Origin of the sequence: uncultured Ellagibacter sp., assembly GCF_934643285.1 — a bacterium.
Lineage (GTDB): Bacteria > Actinomycetota > Coriobacteriia > Coriobacteriales > Eggerthellaceae > Ellagibacter.
On the sequence record NZ_CAKUBT010000007.1, the window covers coordinates 61633 to 85814 of the forward strand.

Here is a 24182-nt window from a genome sequence, read left to right on the forward strand (position 1 = left end):
CTCAAGCGGAGCGGCTTTGCCTATATCCCTTAGGCGGACCGCCATGCAATTACTCCCCATTTGCACTAACGGCAAGAACATGGTGCGAAGGACATGCCCCAGAATTCAGATTCCGCAACTACGGGTAGTGACTCTTCAATACCGGCCATTGCAGAAGCTTCGGCGCCCTCTCGCATCCACTGCGAGAAACCGTGTGTGCGCATCCCCCTTTCTGACTTCTCTTTCAAATTGCCAATCTATCCCCTGCGGCCAGCGGTATAAAAACGCCGGCGAACAGACAAGCGGTACTTTACGTAAGGCAAACGGTATGAGCGTCAAACCATGAGGTTATTTTTGTGAATATCACATCAACCTCACGGGTTGATATTTCGACATCCACACATAAATCTGTCCACTTTTGCCCTCATCAAATCGCAATTGCCTGTCCCTTCCCTAAAATGGGCACTGTGTTGTTTTTGTTGCATTCTGCGCACGAAATTGAGCAAAGATTGCGCGCATTCGATAGCATTACCTAGCTTCAGTAGGGTAATATAGCTGCGTACGCAGTATCGAACGTTTAGGTTGAGAATTACCGCGCAAAAGAAGATAATCACGAAGCTCGCAAACGCATCATTTAGGGGAACAACTTATGGCTTCGACTTTTCCGCATGTCACTATTACGGTCGCAGGCAAGGAAAACGGCGCTGACGCCTCGGGTGAACTTAATACGCTTTCACTCGGGTACGGCTTCCATCAGGCATGGATTTACTCCGCCATGTTCAGCGCTGGCGTATTCTTTGGGACCGACAAGCCCTTCACCATGCTTTTCGACGGAGCATATTCCTGCTCGCTCATTGTTCTCGTAATCTCGATGCTTTTCTTCGGCATCGCACTTCTGGCCCTTGGCGTTACCAATCAGATGTTCTTGCGCTTCTACGTGTCGAAGCGAGCGCTCGGGCTTTCCGCATCGCTCACCTGTTTGGGCACCTACGCCTCGTTCCTCGTTCCTGTCGGCGGGCCCCTCGGCACCCTCGCCCTGCTCTTCGCCGGCTTGGCAACGGGCATCGGATCGAGTCTTATGGTCGTGCTGTGGGGCACAGCGTTCGCACGCTATGAATTCAGCACCATCATCCTGAACACGGCCGTCTCAGTTGCCATCGGTATCGGCCTTTATATGGTTCTCACCCACTTGATGCCGCCCTTCTGCTCGGGCATCATCACCGGCATCCTCCCCATAGCCGAGGTCTTCATCCTCTGGCGTCTGACGCCGATTCCCTACTATCGTCGTCGCGAGATTCCGATTTTCCATCCGTTGACGGTTAAGCCCGCGCAGTTCCTTGTCCGCATGCTTATCCCGACAGCGATCTTCGGTTTCGCGCTCGGCGTCCTGCGCACCGTTGCGAGCAACATCGTGCTTCCTGCCGCCGACTTAACGATGCTCCTCGTCATGGGCGCCGCAGCCTGTTTGGGCATGTTCATCACCATCGCAACGATTTTCATTTCGAAGAACGAGGGGCATTGGGACCTCATCTTCCGGACGCTTTTGCCGTTTATCGCCCTCGCAGCGATTTCCCTGCCGTTCCTTAACTCCCCGAGCTCGCTTCTCGCGTGCCTCGCGCTCATCGCGGGATACATGTGTTTTGAAGCGCTCATGTGGATATTCTTCGCCGACCTGGCGCAGGAGTTCCGCCTTTCGCCCATTTTCGTGTTCGGCACGGGACGAGGCACGCTTGCGCTTACCTCTCTTTTCGGAACACTCTTCGCCATGACACCAATCGGCGACGCCAGCTCCATGATCACGGGAGCCGATTACGGCTCCGGGGCTCTACTCGTTCTGTTTGCGCTCATCCTCGGATACGTGCTGTCCCCTCGCCAGCGCGAAGTGAAGGCGATTGTCGCCGCCCCAACTGAAGGAGTAAACGTTGACCAGGGAACGGAAGCCCTGAAAAAGCACATCGCCGCGCTGGACGAGAGAGACGCCACTGCAGAGAAGGCGCCCGCTCCCGAATCCGAAGAACCTCAGGAGACACCGCAGGATGCCGAGGAGGGTCGCCGCGCGAAGGGCCGCTTCCATGCCCAATGCGAGGCAATTGCCGACCGCTACCTTCTCTCGCGGCGCGAGACCGAGGTTATGTTCCTTCTTGCGAAGGGCCATAACGCGGCGTTCATTCAAGACCAGCTTTGCATCTCTAAGAGCACAGCGAAGACGCATATCAACCATATCTATCGCAAACTCGATATCCATACGCAGCAGGAGCTTCTCAGCATGGTTGAGGCAGCCAAACGCGAAGCGTACGACTCCGAGAACAATCCTCCGCGCCGCTAGCACGTAAGTTGGCGCTCGAAAGATGACGGCAGAGGATTCCGCTAAAACCTATCGCTTCGGAATCGACGCGGGGTCGAAGACCGTGAAAGTCGTGATCGTCGACGAAGACGGCACCGTGGTGAACTCGATTTACCGCCGCCATCTTTCAAACATTCGCGAGACGCTTGTCGATATTCTGCACAACCTGACCTGGCGTTATGGCGATCTTTCCGGCAAGGCAACCGTCACCGGCTCGGCGGGCATCGCGCTCGCCGAGATGCTTAAGCTCCCGTTTGTGCAGGAAGTTCTAGCAACCGAGCGCGCCGTGCGGGAACTCTACCCCGACGCCGACGCCGTCATCGAGCTTGGCGGCGAGGACGCGAAGGTGATCTACCTCTCGGGCAACCCCGAACAGCGGATGAACGCGACCTGCGCTGGCGGGACAGGCGGGTTCATCGACTCGATTGCCTTCATGCTCGGCGTGCGCACAAGCGATATGAGCCGACTTGCGGGCGGGGCGTCGCGTATCTACCCGATTGCATCGCGATGCGCCGTGTTCGCGCAAACCGACGTACGACCGCTTCTGAACGCCGGCGCCAAGAAGAGCGACATCGCAGCAAGCGCCCTTGAGGCCGTCGTGCGGCAAACGATTACCGGGCTCGCATGCGGACGACCCATCGAAGGGAAGGTCATCTTCCTCGGAGGGCCGTTACAATTCATTCCTGACCTGGTCAGACGCTTTCAAATTGGCCTTGGACTGAAACGCGGAGAGGGCATTAGACCGCGCTGGGCCCACATCTTCACCGCCCATGGCGCCGCACTGTATGCAGGGGAGCCGCCAGAAAGCAAGCCCACATCGCTTGGGCAACTCGAAGAGCGCATACGACAAGCGGATGCGCCGGAAGACGACTTGACGCGGCTTGGACCCCTGTTCGCAACCGACGAGGAACGCGAGGCGTTCAAGGAGCACCATGCACGGGTTGATTTCCCTCGAAAGAGGCTCTTCGATTGCAGGGGTCCGCTTTACTTAGGGATAGACTCAGGATCGACCACGGTGAAGATGGCCGTCATAGACGATGCGGGCAATCTTGTTTATTCCTGCTATACGCCGGTGCAGGGCGATGCGCTTGCCACCGCGACCGAGGAGCTGCTCGATTTCGACAGATCGCTCCCCCACGTCTACGGCACGGACGAAACGACCGCCTGGGTCGCACACGCCACGGCGACGGGATATGGTGAGGACCTGTTGTGCGCGGCGCTCGGTATTGATTCAGGCATCGTGGAGACGACGGCGCACGCCCGCGCGGCAATGGAGCTCGTGCCCGACGCGACGTTCGTGCTCGATATCGGCGGGCAGGATATGAAGGCGCTCTGGATTAAGAATGGCATGGTGTCGAACGCTATCCTCAACGAAGCGTGCTCGAGCGGATGCGGATCGTTCATCGAGGGAACCGCGCATTCGCTGCGCTTGAGCCCCCATGCGTTCAACGATGCCGCACTTACCTCCGAGCACCCTGTTGACCTGGGGACGAAGTGCACGGTGTTCATGTCTTCCCGCGTCAAGCACGCCCAGAAGATCGGAGCGAGCGTCAACGATTTAGCAGCAGGCATCGCGTATTCGGTTGTGAAGAACGCCCTGTTCCGCATCATCGGCGCCGAAAGAATCGACACGCTGGGGCCTCAGATAGTCGTGCAGGGCGGGGCGTTCAAGTCCGACGCCGCGCTGCGCGCATTCGAGAAGGTTTGTGGCGTGGAGGCCATCCGCCCCGAGACCGCCCATCTTATGGGAGCGATCGGTGCGGCGCTGATCGCGCGCGAGCGAGCCTGTGATGCGGCGAGGAGCACCGACGGCGGCTTGGACGCAGCGCCGCAAAGCACGATGATTTCCGCGCGCGAGCTTGAGTCGCTGTCCGTCGATCGCTTCTCGTCCCGATGCCCGGGGTGCTCGAACGCGTGCCTTCTCGCCATTGCCGATTTCGGGCATGGCAGGCGTTTCATCAGCGGAAACAAATGTAATAACGCGAATGACTTCGAGTTTTCGCGAAACGAGAAACCCAAAGCCCGCGCCGCGGAGGCGGCCGCGATTGAAGATCGCGAGCCGACCCCCCGCCCCCACCAGGCCCCGAACGCGATCGCCGTCGAGCAGCGTCTGCTGCAGTCGGTTGGGGGCGCAGCGCAAGCTGGACTTCGGGGGGCATGCTCGGTCGGAATCATGAACTGTTTCGAAACCTACGAATACACCCCGTTTTGGCGGACGTTGTTTGCAGAGCTTGGTTTCAGCGTCATCATGCCCGACGATGCTCGTGGAGCCTCGCTCGAGCAAGCGGCGCTCGCAACCGTCCCCGCCGAAGGTGCGTGCTTTCCCGCAAAGATTGCGCATATGAGAGCATTTGACCTGATGAACGCAGGTGCGGACGTCATTTTCATGCCCCGCTTCAACCGTATCGGGCGCTGTGCGGTGTCGTGCGAATACGCCGATGCGCTCACAGACGCCGTACCCGCGTTTGAACAAGGGAAGGTGCGACTCTCGCGCCCCCACCTTTCATCGTTCAAAGTGGCGCGCATTGTAAAGGACGAGGATGACCTGTCGACGCTCTTTTCCGAGGTAGCCAGCTTCTGTCCTGACGGCGCGCCGCTTTCGCGAGAAGAGTTCGACCACGCCCTCGAAAAGGCGCTCGCATCGCAAAGGGAATTCTTCGATGCGGTCGCCCGGGCAAATGAAAAGGTGATCGACTGGCTTGCCAAAGACGCACGGCGGCACGCCATCGTGGTTGCCGGGCGCCCTTACCACACCGACCCTCGCCTTATGAGGGGAATCGATACGATGCTTACGAAGTTGGGGTTCGCCATCCTGTGCCCCACGAGCTCGGACGCGTGGGCGACGCGTCGGCCGCACGATCCGCATTGCCCGCCGTGGAAACCGGGCAAGCACCTTGCGCGCCTCGCTCGATTCGCCGCCGAGAATACGCAGGTCGACCTTGTGTGCCTGCAATCGTTCGGCTGCGGCTACGACGCACTGAGCCTTGAAGACGCGCGCGACATCCTCGAAGCGGCAGGGAAGCCCTTCACCGCGCTGAAGATCGACGACCTTTCGGACAAGGCCCACCTCAATATTCGGCTTCGCACGCTGGCCGAGGGGATCGAGTCGATGAGCCGCCGCGGGAAAAGCGGACAAGGATTGCTCGCTGCGAGCCCAAGAAAGCGCGAACGCACGATCGGCCACCCAGCTACCAGCGCCCTGGCCGCAACATCGCATGTCGAGAAGGAGCGTGCCGCAGTCGAAGGCTTCGCCGGAAACGTAGAGGCCCCCGAAGCTTCGGGCCGCGAGTTCGATCGTATTCCGAACGTCATGAACAAGGGACTATCCGCCATCGATGCGCAGGTTGCGCAACGCCAGATGCCGGGCGACGTCTGCTTTACCGCAGCGGCTCTCATCGCACGCACTCTGCGAATAGTTGAAGAGAATCCTCAGGTCAAAGCATTACGTATCCCGTTGGTCTGCAACCGCTGCCTGCTCGATGGGCTCGCCCATACGATTTGGCGGCTCAACGGCAGCTGCCCGGAAATCATAGAGGAAGAGCGCTGGCCGCAACCCATCGAAGAACCCGCCGCGCCCAAGGGGAAAGACACTAGACGAGTTCTCGTCGGCATTGTTGGCAATCCGCTTCTCTGCTTCGACGCCTTCATGAACGATTCCATCTTGAAGCTGCTGGAACGCTTGGGGTGCAACGTTGCGATGCCCGACCCCGACAAGCTCTTCTGCGAAGATGTTCGCTATCTCGACCAGCTGGACGAGTTCTCGCGCAAGGGAGTCGATTGCGTGATCTACCTGCAGAGCTTCGGCTGCATGAAAGCGCATGTGCACGCACGCGGCTTCGCCCACGAATTCGCGCGGCGATACCCCGATATGCCGATCACCGTCATCGACTACGACCCCGAATCATCAGCGCTGAACAGGGAAAATCGCATTCGTCTCGCCGTGGAGGCCGCTCTGCGAGCGAAGAAGGAAAGATAGGCACCAACATAACAATGCCGCGCCTGGCAAACCCGAGCCTGCCGCAAGCACCCGGCAAATTGCGCACGCGAGGTACGCAGGGAGCTTATGGTGGGAAGGCGGGCGCCGAGCGCGGCCTTGAAAGCGGCCCACTTTACGAGCCGCCCATCCGAATAACTAGTTGACGCAGTGGACCTTTTTGCCCGTTTCCAGGTAATCCATAACTTCGCGCACGGCCATTTCTGCACAGTTTTCCTCAGCCTCTGCGGTCGATGCACCCAGGTGAGGAAGGACAAGCGCGCCCTCCATCGTCATGACCTCGGGCGTCGCAAAGTCCGTCACGTAACGGCGAACCTTGCCCGACGCAAGTCCCGCGCGCATAGCATCATTGTCGATCAGGGTGTCACGCGAGAAGTTCAGAAACGCCGCGCCCTCCTTCATGGCCGCAATTTCGTCCGCACCGATCATGCCCTTCGTCTTCGGCGTTGCCGGGACATGGATCGTGATGTAGTCGCAGCTCGCACACAGGTCGAGCAGGTCGTCGGTGAAGCGGAGGTTCGGGGAGATGGCAGCTGCGCGCTCGGCATCGAGGAACGGGTCGTAGCCGACCGTCTTCATCCCCAGAGCCTCAGCTGCGGGGATGACGAGGCGCCCGATGGCGCCAAGGCCGATCACCCCGAGCGTCTTCCCCATGATTTCGGTGCCGGCAAACTGCTTCTTCGCCTTCTCGGCGCTCTTCGCGATGTTCTCGTCGTCCGCGTTGTGGCGGCACCATGCGGCGCCCCCCACGACATCGCGCGCAGCCATGAACAGGGCACACAGCACGAGCTCCTTCACCGCGTTCGCGTTCGCGCCTGGCGTATTGAACACGGGAATCCCGCGCTCGGCAAGCGCGTCGAGCGGGATGTTGTTCACGCCCGCGCCCGCGCGCGCGACCGCCTTCAAGTTGTCGGAGAATTCCATCTCGTGCATGTTCGCACTGCGCACGAGGATGACGTCGGCCTCCGACACGTCGTCGGTCAGCTCATAGTCGGACGACAGGAGCGCCAGCCCTTTTTGCGAGATGTTGTTCAAGCAGTGCACTTTGTACATGGAATCCCCTTTCTATTGGTAGGTTTACCGCACAGGATAACGCGGCGGATGCACAATGCGCGGGGAAAATACTGTAGGCGGCTAAAGTGGCGCCTGTTAAGACGCGCTGGCCGCCGAAAGCGGGAAATGAGCAGTTGGCGGTGGTAGTGAGCGAAAGCCCCGGCGCCAGCAGCCGCAAGCGGCTTGGGATCGCATGGGCGAGGGGTCTGGCGCCTGCGGGCCGGCAGCCGCGAGCGCGCTAGAAGCTGATGCCAACCGTCATATGCATCATGTAGAAGGAGAAACGCATCACGAAGATGCCCGCGAGCACGAGCAGCGCCGCAACCGAGGCGCGCGAAACCGAGATGGTCATCTCGTCGGGAGACGCCTTCCCCTCCCGCGACACTGAGGGTCTGAACAGCGACAACGCGTCGACAGCGATTCCCGCCGCAGCGAATGTGGCGAAGATGCAGACGAGCAGCGCGTAATGCGGCACCAAATCGCCAGCGGACGCGACGGCGTTCTCGGCCGGCAACACGATCACCCCCTGAAGGGCATACACGACAAGGCATGCCGCCAGCGCAACGACCGCAAGCACGAGCATGAGCCGCCCAAAGCGGTTCCCGCGCGATTTCCACCGCGCCGCCCGTAAGCCCACGATGGCGAGGACCGGCCCGCCGAGCAGCGCGTTCGTCCACAGGCTCAACGGGGAAAACGGCGTGTCCCACGTGACGATGGTGCTCGCGGAGTACGCAAAGGCGATGGCCGTGATGCACGCGATGGCGCTTGCGCACGCCCCGACGGCGAGCAGGCGCTGGAGCAGCCGGCGGGGCTTCACGGCGAACGAGTAGAGCCAGTACACGCCAGAAAACGCGAGGAATATGACAGCGCTGAACACCTCGTTGGAAAGCGGGCTTCTCCCCACCCCCATGAACACGTAGAGCGCGTTCGCTGGGTTCCCCAGATGCGTGGCCGACGCGACAAGCCCCACCAGTGACACGATGAGCGGTATGCAGAGCGCCTTGTCGATGCGGCGATGGGCGTCGTCGGAGAGCCTTCCGCGAATGATAGGGAGCGACATAAGCGCATACGCCACCGCACCCGAGGGTGCAAGCGTCGTGAAAAGCACGAGTGTGATTTCGCTGAACGCGGTGGCGAATCCCGTCGACATGGTGATTCCTTACTTGTAGAAGCGCGGAAGCTTTACGGAAAGCCCGCGGAAATCCTGGATGCCGAGAAGCGTGGAGCGCGTGAGCTCGGCAAGGCCGCGGTAGAAGGGATGGCGGGCGGCAGAGGCAAGTTCCTCCAGGTAATGCGGCGCCCACGTGAGAAGATGGTTGCACAGGTAGTCATCGAGCGCCTCGGGTTGCGTGCGACAAAGGTGGGACATGAGAGCCAGCATGAGCCCGATGTGATCCTCGGGGGTTTTCTCGTCGGTCGCCCGCGCGACGCCATGCTCGCGCATCCACGCGCGCAACGCAAGCGTCGCCTCACCGAACACGACGCACTCGCGATCGGTGTAGACCGACCCCCACGGCGGAGCCACGAGGTGCCCTGGCCCTACGAAAAGGGCTCGATACTCCCAAACGAGGTCGTCGGTGACGCTTTCCGCCAAGCCTTCGACCATTTCCCGAAGAGCAGGGGCGGACGAAGCCGTCTCGGCGAAAGGCCACTCGCGCGCAGCCGCGCCGGCATCGAGCGCCGCGAAGGCGGAAAAGGACGCCTGAGCACCGCCCGTCTTCGGGTCTTCCAGGAAAAACGGCGCGAGCGTGTCGCCTACAAAAGCAATCGCGTCGAGCATCTCGTCAAACTGTTCGGCCATAGCGAACCCCCTCTTATCCTGTCGCCTGAATATAGCACAAGCTCCGCTACTGGGAAGGTGGTAGCGGAGCTTGCTCATTTTGAGCCGCAGGGGCGGGTCAAAATCGCTGAGAAGGCGTTATCCGAAGTAGATGCCCACCGACATCTGGATTGCGTAGAACGCCATGCGGGCCAAGAAGATGCCCACCAAAGCCGCGATGACAGCCGCTGCAGCAAGGCCGGTTGCAGCTTCCTTCTTCACGAAGACGAAGACGAACGCTGCGGCGACCACGATAAGCACCAAGCCGACAACAGCGGGAAGGAGAGCACCGGAGACCAGCTCAGAGCCTGAAACGAGCGCATTCTGCATACCGGAGGCCATGGCAAGCTGACCAACCAGGCCCACGATGGCGAGCACCGCGCCCACAACGGCAAGCCCGATGATGGCAGACTTGAAGGACCCCTTGCACGCATCGGCCCACGCGCTCGCACTTGCAAGCACGAGCGCCGCAGTGGCAGCACCGCCGACGAGCGCGAAGCCGAGCATCTGCACGGGAACGAGCGGCGTGTCCCAAGTTGCGATGGTGCTCATGACGTACGCCAAGCCGGTGAAGATGGCGAAGATGACGGCCAGCACAGCCACGACGGCAGCGAAGCCCTTACGCGCAGAACCGCAAAGCTTGCCCGTGTTCGCAACGATCACGTACACGATGGTGACAATCGCGAACACACAGCCCGCGATGATCTCGTTCGACATCGGGGAACCCGCGCCAAAAAACACCGAGGGGGCGTTCATCGGGCTGGCCAGATGGAAGAACGCGCAGATGAAGCCAACAATCACGATCGCGAGCGGGATGATGGTGCCGCGATCGATCTTCTTTAGCTGCTCGTCCGAGAAACTCGTGGTGAAGAAAGCGCACGCAAGGGCGATGAATGCGCCCGCACCCAGCGGCGCCAGCGTGGTGAAAAGCGCCAAAGGCAGCTCAGCAACGGAAAACTGCATGCTACATCACCTCCAGGGGATTAGCTACCAGACCGGCGACGTTTTTAGCGCGCGCGGCGGCAGGGCATTCTTTCACGACAATGTTCGGGTGGGTATAGCTCGCGTCGGGCAAAGGAGGCACAGAGTCGACACCGTCGTACTTCTTGCGAATATCCTCGATAGGACCAAAGTCGAGGGCTCGAAGCGGGCAGGCATCCACGCAGATGGGGTTCTTCCCCTCCGCCACGCGTTCCGCGCAGCCGTTGCATTTCACGCTGTGGCCCTTTTCGCGATCGACCTTCGGAGCGTTATAGGGGCACGCCATGTGGCAGTAGCCGCAACCGATGCACTTGCGCTCGTCGACCGAGACCAGACCCGTGCTCGCATCCTTGTGCATCGCAGTGGTCGGGCACACCTTCACGCAAGCGGGGTCGTCGCAATGCTGGCAGCCCAGCGACACGTGGTAGACAAAGCAATCCTGCGTGTAGGTGCCGTCAGATTGCATCTGCCAGTCGCCGCCTTCGCAGTCGTACACATGTCGATACGCGAAATCGACGCCCAAATCCTTGTAATCCTTGCAGGCTATCTCGCACGTGCGGCATCCGGTGCAGCGCGTGCTGTCGAAATAAAATCCGTACTGCGTCATTCTCATCTACCCCCTTACGCCTTCGAAACCTGAACGATCATCGAGTGAGCAGTTCCGTTGCCCTTCGCAAGGGGCGACGGTTTGTAGGCGGTCAACGTGTTCACGCATCCGCCCGTGTCGATCTTGTCGCCGAACATGTCCGCCTTGTGCCACGCGCCTTGCGGGATGCCGACAGTGCCGGGGACGATGCGCGGGGTGACCTTCGCCTCGATGCGAATTTCGCCAACGGGGCTCTTAACGGCAAGCATGTCGCCGTCCATGATGTTGCGCGGCTCCGCGTCAGCGGGGTTGATCCACAGCTGCTGGCGCGCAACCTTCTCGAGCTCCTCGATGAAACCGAACGAGCTATGGGTGCGGCTCTTGTGGTGGAATCCCGAGCAGTAGAGCGGGAACTCGCTGGTCACGCTTCCGTAGCCATGGAAGCCTTCAGAAAAGACCGGAATCGGATTGATGACTTCATCCTCGGCGAGTTCCCAAGTATCGTTCAGGTTCGCAAGCGTTTCCGAGTAGATCTCGATCTTGCCCGACGGCGTCGCCAGGGGGTGCTCATCCGGGTCGTCGCGGAAGCTCTTAAGGCCGATCGCCGGCTCGAGCGCACGCTTATAGACGCCCTGCTCCTTAATCTGCTCCCAGCTCGGCATCTTGTCGTCAGCTTGGGCACCCTTCTTGTACAGGTACTCGACCCAGTCGTCGTGCGTGCGACCCTCGGTGAACTCTTCCCGAAGCCCGAAGCGCTCGGCGATGTCGGCGCACACATCGTAGTTGCTGCGGCACTCTCCCGGCGGCTCTTGCGCTGGGGTTCCGACAACGACAGCGGTGTAATACTCGGAGTAGCCCTGCGTCTGCAAGTTCATCTGCTCGGAGCGCATCGCGTCGGGCAGAAGCAGGTCGGCATACTTCGCAGAGTCGGTCATGACGGTATCCCACACCAAGATGAACTCGCACTTGCTCTCATCGGAGAGGATCTCGTGGGTGTAGTTGATGTCGCCATGCTGGTTTGTCAGGCAGTTCCCCGCGTAGTTCCAGATGAATTTAAGGTCGCTGCCGAGTTTTTCAGCGCCCATAATTCCAGCGTTCGTCGCGGTCATCTTGTGGCCATGGTCGATCGCGTTGACCCACTGGTACACGGGGAGCGTCGTCTTGATCGGATTCGTGAAGGGAATACTGCCCACCAGATAGGTCGGGGGCTCCGCTTCGCGCTGGCCGGTGTTGGTTCCGGGCAGGCCGATTTTCCCGATTAGAATAGGAAGCATGCAGATAGCACGCGTGGTGTCCTCGCCGTTGGTATGGCGCTGAGATCCCCATCCCTGGCAGATGAACGGGGCTTTTGCCGAGGCAATCATGTCGGCAAGTTCGCGGATCTTGCTTGCCGGAATCTGGGTAATCGGCGCCGCCCATTCGGGAGTCTTCTCGACTTTGTCGTAACCGGTGCCCATGATGTAGTCCTTGTAGGACTTGTTCTGGCCCTTTGCAGACTCGGGCATCGTATCGTCATCGTAGCCGACGCAGTACTTGTCGAGGAATTCCTTGTCGATCTTGTCGCCCTTAATCCACTCGTACGCGATGGCCGACGCGAGAGCAGCGTCGGTGCCTGGGCGAATGGGGAGCCACTCGTCGGGATGGCCCGAAGAGGATTCGTTCAGGCGGAAGTCGATGTTGACGATTTTCCCGCCACGGCCGAGAACGGCTTCGCGCATGAGGGCGTAGTCCCAAACGGCGTTCGCGCCACCCATACGCGTCTCAGCAGGACTGTTGCCGAACATGACCACGAGGTCGGAATGCGACTCGGCCTCGGAGAAGGAGCTTGCGTTCACATTGTCATACGGACTGAACTTGGTTGCCTTCTTCCCCAACGTTTTGTGGAGGCCTGTTTTCGGGTCGGCGATGTTGCTCGCGCTGCCGTACATGTAGGGCATAACTGCCTGAAGCATATGGGTGGAGTAGTCGTAACCCTGGTTCACGTAGCCGCCGAGCAGGGACATGAGGCGCTGGATAGGCACGCGACCCGTCGCGCTGTACATTCCCGTTGCGTAGTTGATATAGATTGCCTCGTTGCCGTATTTGTCGATGGTCGTTTTCAGCTTCTCCACGATGATGTCGATGGCCTCGTCCCAGCTGATTCGCTCGAACTTGCCCTCACCGCGCTTGCCGACTCGCTTCATGGGGTACATCAGGCGATCGGGGCTGTTCAGCCAGCGGCGCATGGCACGACCTCTCAGGCAGGCGCGAGCCTGCAGGTCCGTGCTCCCGAGGTTGTCGGTTTCCATGTACTGGATTTTGCCGTCCTTGGAGTGCCACTGGAAGATGCAGTTTCCACCGCAGTTCACGTTGCACTGAGACCAGTGGATCTCATCGGGCGCCTCGGCGAAAGCCGGCGTTGTCGGCTCGAACAGAGAGCCCGTCGCCGCGGTTCCGCCGACGGCCGCCAGGGCACCGAGGGCACCCGCAGTCTTGACGAACGTGCGACGGTTTACGTTCATGTTTGGCATTTCATTCTCCCTTCCTATCGCTTCCCCTGAGAAAGAGCGAGCCGCGCGCTCGCTTCGTGTCGCGGGCGTGGCTCCCGCCCCACTCCCGCACGCGTCCTCTCGTTCTCTCGCTGTAAAGTCTCGTCATAAGAACGCGCCTCGACACGGAACACAATATCTTCTTTCGCCGCCCCTCGTGTCACATAAAACGTGCGAATTGTAAATTATCGCAGGTCACGCGCTTGCATGTGACTGCACTATGTGACAACTTCGTCTCATGTAAGAATAGTTTTGCAGCCATTGCGGCCCGATGTTTCCGTCGCGATTGCTATACTGAAGCAACTCGCAGCGCCATCGACATACGTCCCTGCACCAGAATGACAACAGCGGAGTGACCCGAGGAGGAACGTGGCCAGAACCGCGTTGACATATCTTGCACGCCCGAACGTGGCCTCGCTGGGATATGCGCTCTTCCTGGCGATCAATGCCGCGGGTGTTTGGGGCGGCGTGTTCCCGTTCCTTCCCTTGGATTTCCAAACGCCGGAAATCATCTTCTGGTTCTTCCTCGCCCAGTCGCTCGTGTTCTCGCTGTGCTACTTCGCGAGTGCCGTGGGCGTGTACTTCCTGCCAGGGCCGACGCGCCGGTTTCTCGTGAAGCTTGCCTGCATCCCCTACCTTCTGGGGTGGTGCTGCCTTATCGCCGCGATTTACTTCGACCGAGCCTCACTTCCGCTCGTCGTCGTTGGTGGTGCGTTTTTGGGACTCGGGTCGGCCGGCTTCTACATGCTGTGGCAGCGCCTGTTCGCAAGCTCTGACTCCGACCGCGGAAACCTCGACCTCATCCGAGGAACGGCGTACGGCGCCATCATGTACTTCGGGCTCTACGCTATTCCCCATGCGGTGACCGCGTTTCTCATCCCGTTGATCTTCATGCCGTTGTTCGGCCTGGCCATCGTGTTGAAAAGCCGCGAGATAAACCTTGACCAGCCGATGTTCGAAGACGTGCCGCACGAGAACGCGGCGGTGTATCGCGCCGTGATTCGCGACTACTGGCGGAGCGCCCTCTGCGTCGGCGCCATCGGCTTCTGCACCGGCATCATGCGCGCGCTCGCAATCGGCGAGCCCCAAGTCGGGTCGCTCGTGAACATGCTTTCGATGGCCGCTTCGTTCGTCGGCGCCATCACCATGCTCGCGCTGTGGAAGGTGAAGAGCGTGCGGTTCAACGTCGTCGGGCTCTACCGTGTGGCGTTCCCCTTCGTGATCACGTCGTTTCTGCTTCTGCCCTTCTCATCGCTTGAATACGCCCGATGGCAGGCCGCGATCCTCTACGCGGTCTACAGCGTGGTCATCATGCTCATGATGATCCAATGCGCTCAGGCCTCGCGCGACCGCGGCATCAACCCGGTCTTTATCTACGGCTTCTTCGGCGGCATCGTGTATACCTTGCATGACGTGGGGTTTCTTGCGGGTACCTTCTCCGATCAAGTGCGCATTTTGGGCATCGACCCTTTGGCAACGACCGCGCTCATGTCGCTGTACCTTCTGGGGTTCATGTTCTTCATCGGCCAAGGTGGCTTCAGGCGGGTCCTTCGACACGACCCGTCCGCCGAGAACATCGAGCTTATCATGCTCGACGGTCGCCCTCCCACGCGCGTGACGAGGAGCACCGCCAGCCAATTGCCTGCAGAAGGCGAGCACGAAACCGGCGCTGCGAGCGCACTTGAGGGCGATTTCCCTGCCGAGCCTCCGACCGACTTCCCAGAGAAGCCCGCGACCGTGGCTGAACCCATGCGCAACGAGAGGGAAGTGGACGGGCGAGACAGCGGTCAACCTGATGGAAGGAGGCGTAGCGGCAGCCCCGCTTTGCAGGCAGACGCCCCGCGCGGACGCGGCAGGCACAATTTCGAAGGCGACTTCGAGCTGACCGACCGCCTCTCCAAGCAGGCGCAGGTCCTTCGCGAGCAATACCGCCTGAGCGCGCGCGAGACGGAGGTCATGGAGTACATCGCACGCGGGTACACCGTCGCGCGCACCGCCGAGGAGCTCATCGTGTCGGAAAACACCATCCGCACGCACAGCAAGCGCATCTACGCGAAACTCGACGTGCACAAGAAGCAGGAGCTCATCGACATGCTCAAGGCCGTCGAACTATAAGCGCGCGCAGCTTTCCCAAAGTCGCCGTTTGCAGCCGTCTTCAGCAGCCAGCCGCACCTACCCCGTGACGTCACCCGATTGGTCGAGCGGGATCGGCTCGCCCACATACGTCGAGGGCACATCAAAGAGCGCCTTGAAGAAATCCTTCGTGCGCGCAGGAATCTCACGCACATCGTACCAGGTCTGCTTGCCGTAGCTGCGATAGTCGCTCGCCACGCCGATCGCATCGACTCCCAGGGCGTGCGCCGAGTAAAGCGCGCGGTAGAGATGGTAGGTCTGCGTGGCGACCACAACACGCGAGCAGCCGAACACATTTTTCGCGCGATACATACTCTCGTAGGTGGAAAAACCCGCGTGGTCGCAGAAGATGTCCTCGGAAGGCACGCCTTGCGAAATCGCATAGTGCTTCATTGCCGCGCACTCGTTGTAGTGCTCGGTGCTGTTGTCGCCCGACATGATGATCTTGGGCGCGGCCCCCGCCTTGTAGAGCGCGATGCCGCAATCGAGGCGGTCCTGCAGAATCGTCGACGGCGTGCCATCGGCGAACACCGACGCGCCGAGCACGACGATCGCATCGGCCTGATAACCCGAGGCCTCGTCGACGCTCACGATATCGTCTTTCGTCGTGAGGACCACCAGCGCATTCGTCGCGCCGACGACGATCGCCACGGCGGCAATGCAGGTGCACAGTATTTTCAACAACGCCTTAATCATGCAGCTATCACTTCGATGCCTTCCAAACTGCGAGAGGACAAAGAAGGGTCGGCAGCTGAAACTGCCGACCCCCGATTTCCCATTCGATCCGCCGCCTAGCAAGTGATCAGCGGAGCTTGTCAACGAAACGATTGTAACGCGACAATCCTCTTTTGAGGTTTATTTCGCGACGATGTTCACCAAACGTCCCTTGACGACGACGACCTTCTTCACGTCCTTGCCCTCGATGGCCTGGGAGACAGCTTCGAGCGCCTGGGCCTTCACGTCTTCCTCCGCGGCGTCGGCAGCGACCGTAATCTTCGCCTTCACCTTGCCGTTCACCTGCACCGCGAGCTCCACCTCGTCGGCCTTCGCCTTCTCGGGGTCGAACTCAGGCCACGGCTCGACGTGCACGCTGCCCTCATGGCCGAGCACCGTGTGCCACAGCTCCTCGGACCAATGCGGGCAGATCGGCGAGAGCAGCTTCACGAGCACCTCGGCGATATCGGCCGAAAGTGCCTTGAACTCGGCGTTTGCCGCGCGCTCCTCGGCGGATGCCGCATGCAGGAAATCGCCCGTCGCGTTCGCGAGCTCCATGATGGCAGCGATAGCGGTGTTGAAGTTGTTGCGGTCGAAGTCCTCGACCACCTTGCCGCACACGCGATGACGCTCGCGCACGAGCACCTTCGCGGCTTCAGCGGCGGTCAGCTTGCCGCCTTCCTGGTAGAGCGTGTCTTCCCCCGCGACGCCGGCCAAGTCGCCGACCATGCGCCACACGCGGTTCAGGAACTTGTACATGCCCGCAAGGCCGTCCTCGTTCCACTGCAGCTCCTTGTCGGGCGGGGCCATGAACAGGATGTACGCACGCACGGCATCGGCGCCGTAACCTGCGATCATGTCCTCGGGCGAAATCACGTTGCCCTTCGACTTACTCATGACGTCGCCGTGCTCGTCGAGCACCATGCCCTGGCACAGCAGGTTCTTGAAAGGCTCGTCGAAGTCGACCATGCCCATATCGCGCAGCACCTTCGTGAAGAAGCGGCTGTAGAGCAGATGCAGAATCGCGTGCTCGATGCCGCCGATATACTGGTCGACGGGCATCCAGCGGTTCGCCTTCTCGGGGGCGAAGGGCAACTCGGTGTTGTGCGGATCGGTGTAGCGCAGGTAATACCAGCTCGAGCACGTGAACGTGTCCATCGTGTCCGTCTCGCGGCGCGCAGGGCCACCGCACTTCGGGCACGTGCATTTCGCGAACTCCTCATGCGTGGCGAGCGTCTCACCTGCGGAAAGATCGATATCCTTCGGGAGCGTGACGGGCAGGTCCTCTTCGGGAACCGGCACGAGTCCGCACGTGTCGCAGTAGATGGCGGGAATGGGGTTTCCCCAGTAACGCTGGCGGGAGATGAGCCAGTCGCGCAGGCGGAACTGCACCGATTTTTTCCCCTTGCCCGCGGCCTCCAAGTCGCCGATGATCGCGTCGACGGCGGGCGAATGCTTGCCGCCGACCATGCCGGTGTACTTGCCAGACTGCACGAGCTTACCCTCGGCCTCGTAGGATTTCTCCCAGTCGACCGTGGTGACGACGCGATTCTGCTCGTCTTTGAGCTGCGGATAGAGCGCATCGTCCTCGCCCAAGATGATGGGGATGATGGGCAGGTCGTACTTGCGGGCGAACTCGAAGTCGCGCTGGTCGCCGCACGGGACGGCCATGACCGCGCCGGTGCCATAGTCGGCCACGATGTAGTCGGCGACCCACACGGGGACCTTCTCGCCGTTCACGGGGTTCACGACGTAGCGGCCGGTGAACGCGCCGTGCTTCTCGCGGTCGCCCTGGGCGCGCTCGACGGCGCTCACCTTGGAGGCAGCCTCCACGAGCGCCATGACCTCGGCCTCGTATTCGGTGCCGGCGACGAGCTCGGGCACAAGCTTGCTCTCGGGAGCGAGCAGGAAGAAGCTGCATCCGAAGAGCGTGTCGGGACGCGTCGTGAACACGGTGATCGTCTGGCCATCGTCTTTGCCCTCGGCGGGAAGAAGCTCGAAGTCGACCTCGGCGCCTTCCGAACGACCGATCCAGTTGGACTGCATCTGCTTCACGCGCTCGGGCCAGCCGTCGAGCTGGTCGAGGTCATCGAGCAGCTCCTGCGCGTAGTCGGTGATCTTGAAGTACCACTGCGTGAGGTCGCGCTTCTCGACAGCGCCGTGGCAGCGCCAGCATTCACCTTCCGTGACCTGCTCGTTTGCGAGAACAGTCTTGCAGTTGGGGCACCAGTTCACCGGGGACTCGCGGCGCTCGACAAGCCCGCGCTTCCAGAACTGCAGGAAGATCCACTGGCCCCAACGATAGTACTCGGGGTCGCACGCAACGACCGTGCGGTCCCAATCGTAGGACAGGCCCATGCGCTTGAAGGACGCCTTCTGCGTCTCGATGTTCGCATACGTCCATTTTGCGGGGTGGCTGTGGTGCTTGATGGCGGCGTTCTCGGCCGGCAGACCAAAAGCGTCCCAGCCCATGGGATGAAGCACGTCGAAGCCGCGCATCTTCGAGTAGCGGGCGATCACGTCGCCGATCGTGTAGTTGCGCACGTGCCCCATGTGGATGTCGCCTGAAGGATAGGGGAACATCTCGAGCACATACTTTTTGGGCTTCGACTCGTCTTCTCGAACGGTATTCAGACCTGATTCGTCCCACGCCTTCTGCCAACGCGGTTCGATCTCATGCGGGTTGTAAGCTTTCATGGTTGCTGCCTTCTCGTTTTCATTCTCGCTGGGTAAAAACGCGACTATATATTGTAGCGCATCCAGAGCGCTCGCCGGCTACGTTTGCGCCGCTAGGTCGACCATTACCGACATGCGGAACCCACCCTTGGAGCGTTCGAGGGAAACCGCCCCGTCGTAGCGCTGCACGATTGTATCGATGACGGACAGTCCCCAACCGTGCTCAGCGAGGGAGCCGCCGCTCGTCTGCTCTTCGGCGAACCGGATTCTGTCGAGAATTCCGCGGCGCGTCATCTCGCGACCCTCGTCCCCTTCCGACGCCGACTTGCTGTTGCGCATATCGAGCACAAGGTACGAGCCTTTGACGGAAGCCCTGAAAACCACGAAGCGCTTGCCGCGATCAACATCTTCACAGGCGTTGAGCGCGTTGTCGAGCATATTCGACACGAGGGCGCACAGCTCGGAGTTGGAAATCGACAGCTCGGCAGGAACCTTCAGCGAGCACTCCATGTTAACGCCCTTCGCCTTGAACTCCCGCATCTTGAGCGACATCAGCGCATCGAGGGCGACATGGTCGCACACGCGCAGCGATTTCCTGCTCGCAAGCACGATGATCTCGTCCACGCGCTGTCCACTTGAAGCGACTTCTCCTCGGGAAAGCTGCGCATCGAGCTCGTGGAGCTGCTCGGCGATCTTCCTGCGGATGTCGCGCGCCTCGTTTTCCACGGAGACAAGCCCACGAGCGCCCATGCGTTCGGCGTCGATCTGAGCCTCGAGCAGGCGTGCCTTTTCTCTGAGGGCGTCCGCGTACTCGGCCTTCCCCAGCGCTGTGAACAGCAGCGAATCGAGCGGGATACAGGCCACACCCAGCGCAAACGTCAAGAAAAGCATCGTCGGCTCTAGGTGGAGAAGCATCGTCGACGCCGCGATTCCCGCCACGCAGACGATCTGGCTTGCGGGGAACAGCATGCAGGACAACAGGTAGCGAGGCGACGCGCGGGTCAGTCGGCGGCACAGGATGGCGGCCTTCACCGTCATCGCGACCAGCACGGCGACGGTAAGCGAAAGGGATATCACGAAGAGCACGTCCATAGCCTTCACCTGACCCTACGCCCTATCGCTCGACAATGCAGCGGGTTCGCAAAGCGGCGATGCGGCAGAAAGGGCGGCCTTGGAGCGAAGGACCACCGAGGCATCTCGGGCGTCCATGCTCTCGATTTCCCCTAGAAGGTCGCGAACATGCTCGCGGGCAGCGTCGAATTCCCCACGCGAGGCGAGCATCTCGATAATCTGCAGATGATTGCGCAGGTCATGGCGGAGTTGAGCGGAATTCTCGAGAAGGGTGGAAAGATCGTCGAACAACTGCAACTCATCGTTGAGCTGATGCTCGAGGGCCTCGATGCGCAGAGCTTCGAACCGTTCGAGCACGAAATCGTCGATTGCACGGAACAGGGCGAGGTCGGACACGAGAAAGAAGACGCCCATGAGCAGGACACTCACAACAAGCAGCGGACTCCACACGGCGGCCGTCCCTATCCCGATGAGCGCAATCAGCAAGAAGGGAACTTGGAGCAGGGGAAACCATATAAAATACTTCGTTCCCCCACCAGTATACCGCTTCACCTCGGGGGTCAACCATTGGCTTTGAGCGCGACGAAGCATCACGAACAGTACATCGAGCAGAATCAGATGGAGGCCGGACGCCACCGCATAGCTGGCAAGTCGCATGTATTTCTCCTGGTAGCTGAAAGGATCGTCGACAACGAGCATCCAAAGGAGAAGGCATGCAAGGTAAGCGATGATAGCAGCGACGATCGACGATGCGACGACAATCGCGCGATGCAATGGACGATCGCGTGCGAAAAGCGCAGGGGCCGCGCAGAGCAGTATCTGCACCATAGCGAAAAAAGGCATGCTAAACCGCGACGAGAGGGGGTCAACCACTAAAGCGAAGACCGAATATGCGGTCATGAAGAGAGCTGGGCGCGGAATATCCAGAAGTCGAGTCATCGCGTAGCCGTACAAGATCTGAATCGGTACAGCCCCTACTAATTCGACGATAATGTTTTCCCAGGTCATGCCAAATGCCAGAACCTCCATTTTGCTATGCTCGCGCTTTCAGGTAATCGAGCAGCGCCTCTTTCACCTCGTGGCGCCGTTTCTGGCTCATAGGAACGCGCGAGCCGGATTTCGCAAGAATGTCGTCTTTGCCGATTTCCACAATGTCGGCAAGATTCACCACGAAGCTCTTATGGCACCGCACGAATCCTTCGGGCAGCATGGCCTGAGCATCTGCGAGCGAGCAGTACACTTCCATAACACCGCCGTCGGTGTGCAACCGCAGCTTGCGGCGCTCGCTTTCCAGATACTCGATGCGGTCGGCGTCGACTACGATCGTCCGACCGCGCACATTGAATGTGAGCGCGCAGGGGAACGATTTCGGGGGGACATCGGCACGCGCGCCCTGACTCACCTGTTCGGTCTGCCCATCCTGCACATTTTGACCCGCAAGATTCTCCTGCGCCTTTTTCAGGGCGTCGTCGAGGGCGCTTTGCCTGATGGGCTTAACCAGGAAATACACGTGTTGCGTTTCATAGACGGGCGTACAGTACTCGATGTAACCAGTTGCGTAGATGACCTGGGTTTTCGAGCCCGCCGGAAACAGGTCACGCACCATGGAGATGCCGTCTGCGGCGTCAGTCCCCAAGTTGATATCGGTGATGAGAATGTCGATTGCGCGGCCTTCGGAGACGAAGGACTCGAGTTCGGCGCGGGAAGCCATCTCGTGTATGATCAAACCCTCCGAGAAAGGCGAAGCCGCAACCCTGTCGATGAGCGCCGCCGCGCACTCTGCGTTGTCTTCGACTATGCAAACCGTGTAGGAAGGCATGTTTGCAAACCTACTTTCGCTCGCTTTCCCCTGAATGATATCGAGTATACCCGAAAGGTCCGAGTTTGGCGCGCCGCCGCGAGAAGCATGAGGGGGACAATTTGAGGGGCTCTTCGGCAACGCCCAGTCGCTCAAACAGTCCTCGCTGCGCTGCGGAACTCGCTTTGTGGACGCCGCCGAAGAGCCCTCGGTCGGGTCGCGAGATCAAGGCGCGGCCGCTTTCTGATACCATGAGTGCATACGCGTAAAGAGAGGCATCCCCATGAATTATCACATCGCATCGTTCAAGGCAGCTTACGGCACCTCGTCGCAGATTCCCGAGTCGACCCGCCCCGAAGTCTCGTTCGCCGGGCGCTCGAACGTGGGGAAATCATCCCTTTTGAACAAGCTCATGTACCGAAAGGGCCTGGCCAAGGTGTCGCAAACGCCAGGCAAGACCGCCACGATCAACTTCTACGACGTCGACGGCACCGATTTCGTCGACCTGCCCGGATACGGCTACGCAAAGGTAGCGAAGTCGGAGAAGGGCCGCTGGTCGGAGCTGATCGAGGGCTACTTCAACCAAGACCGACGCTTCGCCTTGGTTGTGTCGCTTGTCGACATCCGCCACGATCCCTCGGCGCTCGACATGCACATGGCGAAGTTCCTCTGGGAAAACGACTTTCCCTTCGCGATCGCCCTCACGAAAGCTGACAAGCTCTCGAAACAAGCGGCAGGGAAACAGGCGTCTGCTATCCGCAAGAAGCTCGATTTGCCGAAGGATATCCCCTTCGTGGTAACGTCTTCCTCAAACGGCACAGGCATCGATGAGCTGCGACGCCTGATCGATTCCTACGTCTCCGAAGCTTAGTCACCAAGGACACAACAAAGATTACGTGAGCGGACGACCGCGGAGGGTTGCCGCGCTTTTGGGAGGAAACGCCGCATGAAAATCCTGGTCATCACTGCGCAAAAGCCCGACAGCACCGGAAGCGGCGTCTACGTCGCCGAAACAGTGCGCGCATTTTCGTCGGCGGGACACGAAGTGACGCTCGTTGCCGGCATCGACATTTCCGACAACGTGACCCTCCCCGAGGGCGTCGCCTTCCATCCCGTGCGCTTCCGCACGCCCGAGCTACCCTTCCCCGTATGCGGCATGAGCGACCAGATGCCATACGAGGCGACACGCTATCGCGACATGACGCCCGAGATGTGCGAGTGGTTCAAACGCGCTTTCGACCAGGTGATTCGCGAAGCATGCGAGGAGAAGTTCCCCGACGTGGTGCTCTGTCACCACCTGTATCTGGCGTGCGGCGTCGCCGTGCGCTGTGTGCGCGAGGTTGCCGAGGCGCGGGGGTTCACGTGCCCGAACGTGCGCGGCATCTGCCATAGCACCGATTTGCGCCAGATGGGAAAGCACTCGCTCGAACGCGAGTTCATCGTCGAAGGCGTGCGCGCACTCGACTGCATCTTCGCGCTGCACGAACCGCAGAAGCGCGAGATTGCGGAGATGTACGGCGTACCCGAGAAGCGCGTGCGCGTTGTGGGCTCGGGATACAATGATGAGCTCTTCAACCCGACAGGCCGCACGCCTCACGTTGAGGGCACGCCCACCCGCTTCCTCTACGTCGGCAAGATTTGGCGGAAGAAGGGCGTGGAAAGCCTCATCCGCTGCGCAAAACTGTTGGAAACGGCACCGCCCGATATTACGTTCAACCTGATCGGAGGCTATAACGACGAGCGCGAATATGCCGAGCTGCGCGAGCAGGCCGATGCGTCGCCCTATCGATTCGCCTTCCCAGGAAAGGTCGACCAAAACCAGCTTGCCGGAATATATCGCAACTCCGACGTGTTCGTGCTGCCGTCGTTTTTCGAGGGCTTGCCGCTCGTGGTGATCGAGGCGCTCGCCTGCGGATGCAAAGCCGTGGTGACCGACCTGCCCGGCATCCGTCCGTGGATTTCCGCGAACATCCCCGCGGCGCCCGTGTGGTATGTCGAGCCCCCGCGCATGGAGAGCGTCGACGAGCCCGTAGCGGACGACCTGCCCGCTTTCGAGCAACGTTTGGCGAAAGCGCTCGACGCCGCTGCAGCGGCACCTGCGCCGAGTGCCGCCGATTTCGCAGGGATCGAGCGCGTGACCTGGGCAGGACTCGCGGAGAAGCTCATCGCGTAGCAGCGAGCCAAAACGCACCGTTTTCGTGTCATGGCATAAAGAAAGCGACCAGGAGGTCGCTTTCTTTATGCCTCAGCGGACCGCCGGCTCGCCGACAATCCGCCATCTTGTCAAGACCGCGTATCAGGCTCCCTCGCGGCAGCCTGTTCCGCCGATCAAAGGCCCGATGATGCTCGCTTACCTCATGTTGGAAGCGTAGGGAGCCTTGTCCTTCAGAAGGACGTCGTGCGCGCCGCCCTCGACGATGGACGTGGAGCTGATCACCGTGAGCTTGGCCTTGTCCTGGAACTCGGGGATAGTGAGCGCGCCGCAGTTGCACATGGTCGACTTGAT

The 24182-nt window shown here is 60.5% G+C and carries 16 protein-coding genes and 1 pseudogene; 5 read left to right on the forward strand and 12 right to left on the reverse strand.

The genetic code is table 11. The annotated features are described in order from the left end of the window. The first annotated feature begins 628 nt into the window (after positions 1 to 628). Together Q0I65_RS05275 and Q0I65_RS05280 are read left to right on the forward strand one after the other, a co-directional pair. Positions 629 to 2305 carry a LuxR C-terminal-related transcriptional regulator gene (locus Q0I65_RS05275; protein WP_296060781.1) on the forward strand — a complete coding sequence of 559 codons (1677 nt, stop codon included), beginning with the start codon at positions 629 to 631 and terminating at the stop codon, positions 2303 to 2305. Between the two features lie 22 nt (positions 2306 to 2327). Next, a complete protein-coding gene (locus Q0I65_RS05280) occupies positions 2328 to 6299 on the forward strand; it encodes an acyl-CoA dehydratase activase (RefSeq protein ID WP_296060784.1) in 3972 nt (1323 codons plus the stop codon). Between the two features lie 156 nt (positions 6300 to 6455). Here the strand turns inward: Q0I65_RS05280 and Q0I65_RS05285 are convergent, their stop codons facing one another. The 6 genes from Q0I65_RS05285 to Q0I65_RS05310 all read right to left on the reverse strand — a co-directional run bounded on the left by Q0I65_RS05285 (position 6456) and on the right by Q0I65_RS05310 (position 13257). Beyond that, entirely contained in the window at positions 6456 to 7370 is a 915-nt protein-coding gene (locus Q0I65_RS05285) for a 3-phosphoglycerate dehydrogenase (protein WP_296060787.1), read from the reverse strand. 238 nt (positions 7371 to 7608) lie between these two features. Continuing rightward, complete coding sequence (locus Q0I65_RS05290) at positions 7609 to 8520, reverse strand: DmsC/YnfH family molybdoenzyme membrane anchor subunit (protein WP_296060790.1); 912 nt, start codon at positions 8518 to 8520, stop codon at positions 7609 to 7611. A gap of 9 nt (positions 8521 to 8529) precedes the next feature. Continuing rightward, entirely contained in the window at positions 8530 to 9171 is a 642-nt protein-coding gene (dmsD, locus tag Q0I65_RS05295; RefSeq protein WP_296060792.1) for a Tat proofreading chaperone DmsD, read from the reverse strand. 117 nt (positions 9172 to 9288) lie between these two features. Further along, the gene (locus Q0I65_RS05300) at positions 9289 to 10152 is read right to left on the reverse strand and encodes a DmsC/YnfH family molybdoenzyme membrane anchor subunit (protein WP_296060795.1); all 864 of its coding nucleotides are present in this window, start codon (positions 10150 to 10152) and stop codon (positions 9289 to 9291) included. A gap of 1 nt (position 10153) precedes the next feature. After that, entirely contained in the window at positions 10154 to 10777 is a 624-nt protein-coding gene (locus tag Q0I65_RS05305; protein WP_296060814.1) for a DMSO/selenate family reductase complex B subunit, read from the reverse strand. Positions 10778 to 10791: 14 nt separating this feature from the next. Beyond that, entirely contained in the window at positions 10792 to 13257 is a 2466-nt protein-coding gene (locus tag Q0I65_RS05310; protein ID WP_296060816.1) for a molybdopterin-dependent oxidoreductase, read from the reverse strand. A 411-nt stretch (positions 13258 to 13668) separates the two neighbouring features. Between Q0I65_RS05310 and Q0I65_RS05315 the strand changes: the two genes are divergently transcribed. Next, positions 13669 to 15399, forward strand: coding sequence for a LuxR family transcriptional regulator (locus tag Q0I65_RS05315; RefSeq protein ID WP_296060797.1), 1731 nt, complete (start codon positions 13669 to 13671; stop codon positions 15397 to 15399). A 57-nt stretch (positions 15400 to 15456) separates the two neighbouring features. Here Q0I65_RS05315 and Q0I65_RS05320 read toward each other — a convergent pair whose 3' ends face one another. The 5 genes from Q0I65_RS05320 to Q0I65_RS05340 all read right to left on the reverse strand — a co-directional run bounded on the left by Q0I65_RS05320 (position 15457) and on the right by Q0I65_RS05340 (position 21697). Continuing rightward, entirely contained in the window at positions 15457 to 16113 is a 657-nt protein-coding gene (locus Q0I65_RS05320; RefSeq protein ID WP_296060800.1) for an ElyC/SanA/YdcF family protein, read from the reverse strand. A gap of 159 nt (positions 16114 to 16272) precedes the next feature. Further along, positions 16273 to 18828: a leucine--tRNA ligase gene (gene leuS, locus Q0I65_RS05325; RefSeq protein WP_296060802.1), complete on the reverse strand. Its 2556-nt coding sequence runs from the start codon at positions 18826 to 18828 to the stop codon at positions 16273 to 16275. Between the two features lie 78 nt (positions 18829 to 18906). Next, the gene (locus Q0I65_RS05330) at positions 18907 to 19899 is read right to left on the reverse strand and encodes an ATP-binding protein (protein ID WP_296060818.1); all 993 of its coding nucleotides are present in this window, start codon (positions 19897 to 19899) and stop codon (positions 18907 to 18909) included. Between the two features lie 15 nt (positions 19900 to 19914). Beyond that, positions 19915 to 20721 (reverse strand): hypothetical protein, encoded by an 807-nt coding sequence (locus Q0I65_RS05335; RefSeq protein WP_296060804.1) that lies wholly within the window; start codon positions 20719 to 20721, stop codon positions 19915 to 19917. Between the two features lie 190 nt (positions 20722 to 20911). Beyond that, positions 20912 to 21697: a LytTR family DNA-binding domain-containing protein gene (locus tag Q0I65_RS05340; protein WP_296060806.1), complete on the reverse strand. Its 786-nt coding sequence runs from the start codon at positions 21695 to 21697 to the stop codon at positions 20912 to 20914. Between the two features lie 262 nt (positions 21698 to 21959). On the opposite strand from Q0I65_RS05340, the gene yihA reads away from it, so the two are divergent. Both yihA and Q0I65_RS05350 read left to right on the forward strand, forming a co-directional pair. Then, positions 21960 to 22547 carry a ribosome biogenesis GTP-binding protein YihA/YsxC gene (gene yihA / locus Q0I65_RS05345; protein WP_296060808.1) on the forward strand — a complete coding sequence of 196 codons (588 nt, stop codon included), beginning with the start codon at positions 21960 to 21962 and terminating at the stop codon, positions 22545 to 22547. Between the two features lie 75 nt (positions 22548 to 22622). After that, positions 22623 to 23849 (forward strand): glycosyltransferase family 4 protein, encoded by a 1227-nt coding sequence (locus Q0I65_RS05350; protein ID WP_296060809.1) that lies wholly within the window; start codon positions 22623 to 22625, stop codon positions 23847 to 23849. A 177-nt stretch (positions 23850 to 24026) separates the two neighbouring features. Here the strand turns inward: Q0I65_RS05350 and Q0I65_RS05355 are convergent. Beyond that, positions 24027 to 24182 (reverse strand): annotated as a pseudogene (locus Q0I65_RS05355) (IMP dehydrogenase); the annotation flags it as partial.

Coding starts and splice junctions, on each gene's coding strand:
- Q0I65_RS05320 (WP_296060800.1), bottom strand. CDS start 16,113: ATGATTAAGGCGTTGTTGAAAATACTGTGCACCTGCATTGCCGCCGTG.
- leuS (WP_296060802.1), bottom strand. CDS start 18,828: ATGAAAGCTTACAACCCGCATGAGATCGAACCGCGTTGGCAGAAGGCG.
- Q0I65_RS05275 (WP_296060781.1), top strand. CDS start 629: ATGGCTTCGACTTTTCCGCATGTCACTATTACGGTCGCAGGCAAGGAA.
- Q0I65_RS05290 (WP_296060790.1), bottom strand. CDS start 8,520: ATGTCGACGGGATTCGCCACCGCGTTCAGCGAAATCACACTCGTGCTT.
- Q0I65_RS05340 (WP_296060806.1), bottom strand. CDS start 21,697: ATGCCTTCCTACACGGTTTGCATAGTCGAAGACAACGCAGAGTGCGCG.
- yihA (WP_296060808.1), top strand. CDS start 21,960: ATGAATTATCACATCGCATCGTTCAAGGCAGCTTACGGCACCTCGTCG.
- Q0I65_RS05305 (WP_296060814.1), bottom strand. CDS start 10,777: ATGACGCAGTACGGATTTTATTTCGACAGCACGCGCTGCACCGGATGC.
- Q0I65_RS05300 (WP_296060795.1), bottom strand. CDS start 10,152: ATGCAGTTTTCCGTTGCTGAGCTGCCTTTGGCGCTTTTCACCACGCTG.
- Q0I65_RS05350 (WP_296060809.1), top strand. CDS start 22,623: ATGAAAATCCTGGTCATCACTGCGCAAAAGCCCGACAGCACCGGAAGC.
- Q0I65_RS05285 (WP_296060787.1), bottom strand. CDS start 7,370: ATGTACAAAGTGCACTGCTTGAACAACATCTCGCAAAAAGGGCTGGCG.
- Q0I65_RS05310 (WP_296060816.1), bottom strand. CDS start 13,257: ATGAACGTAAACCGTCGCACGTTCGTCAAGACTGCGGGTGCCCTCGGT.
- Q0I65_RS05330 (WP_296060818.1), bottom strand. CDS start 19,899: ATGGACGTGCTCTTCGTGATATCCCTTTCGCTTACCGTCGCCGTGCTG.
- Q0I65_RS05280 (WP_296060784.1), top strand. CDS start 2,328: ATGACGGCAGAGGATTCCGCTAAAACCTATCGCTTCGGAATCGACGCG.
- Q0I65_RS05335 (WP_296060804.1), bottom strand. CDS start 20,721: ATGCCTTTTTTCGCTATGGTGCAGATACTGCTCTGCGCGGCCCCTGCG.
- dmsD (WP_296060792.1), bottom strand. CDS start 9,171: ATGGCCGAACAGTTTGACGAGATGCTCGACGCGATTGCTTTTGTAGGC.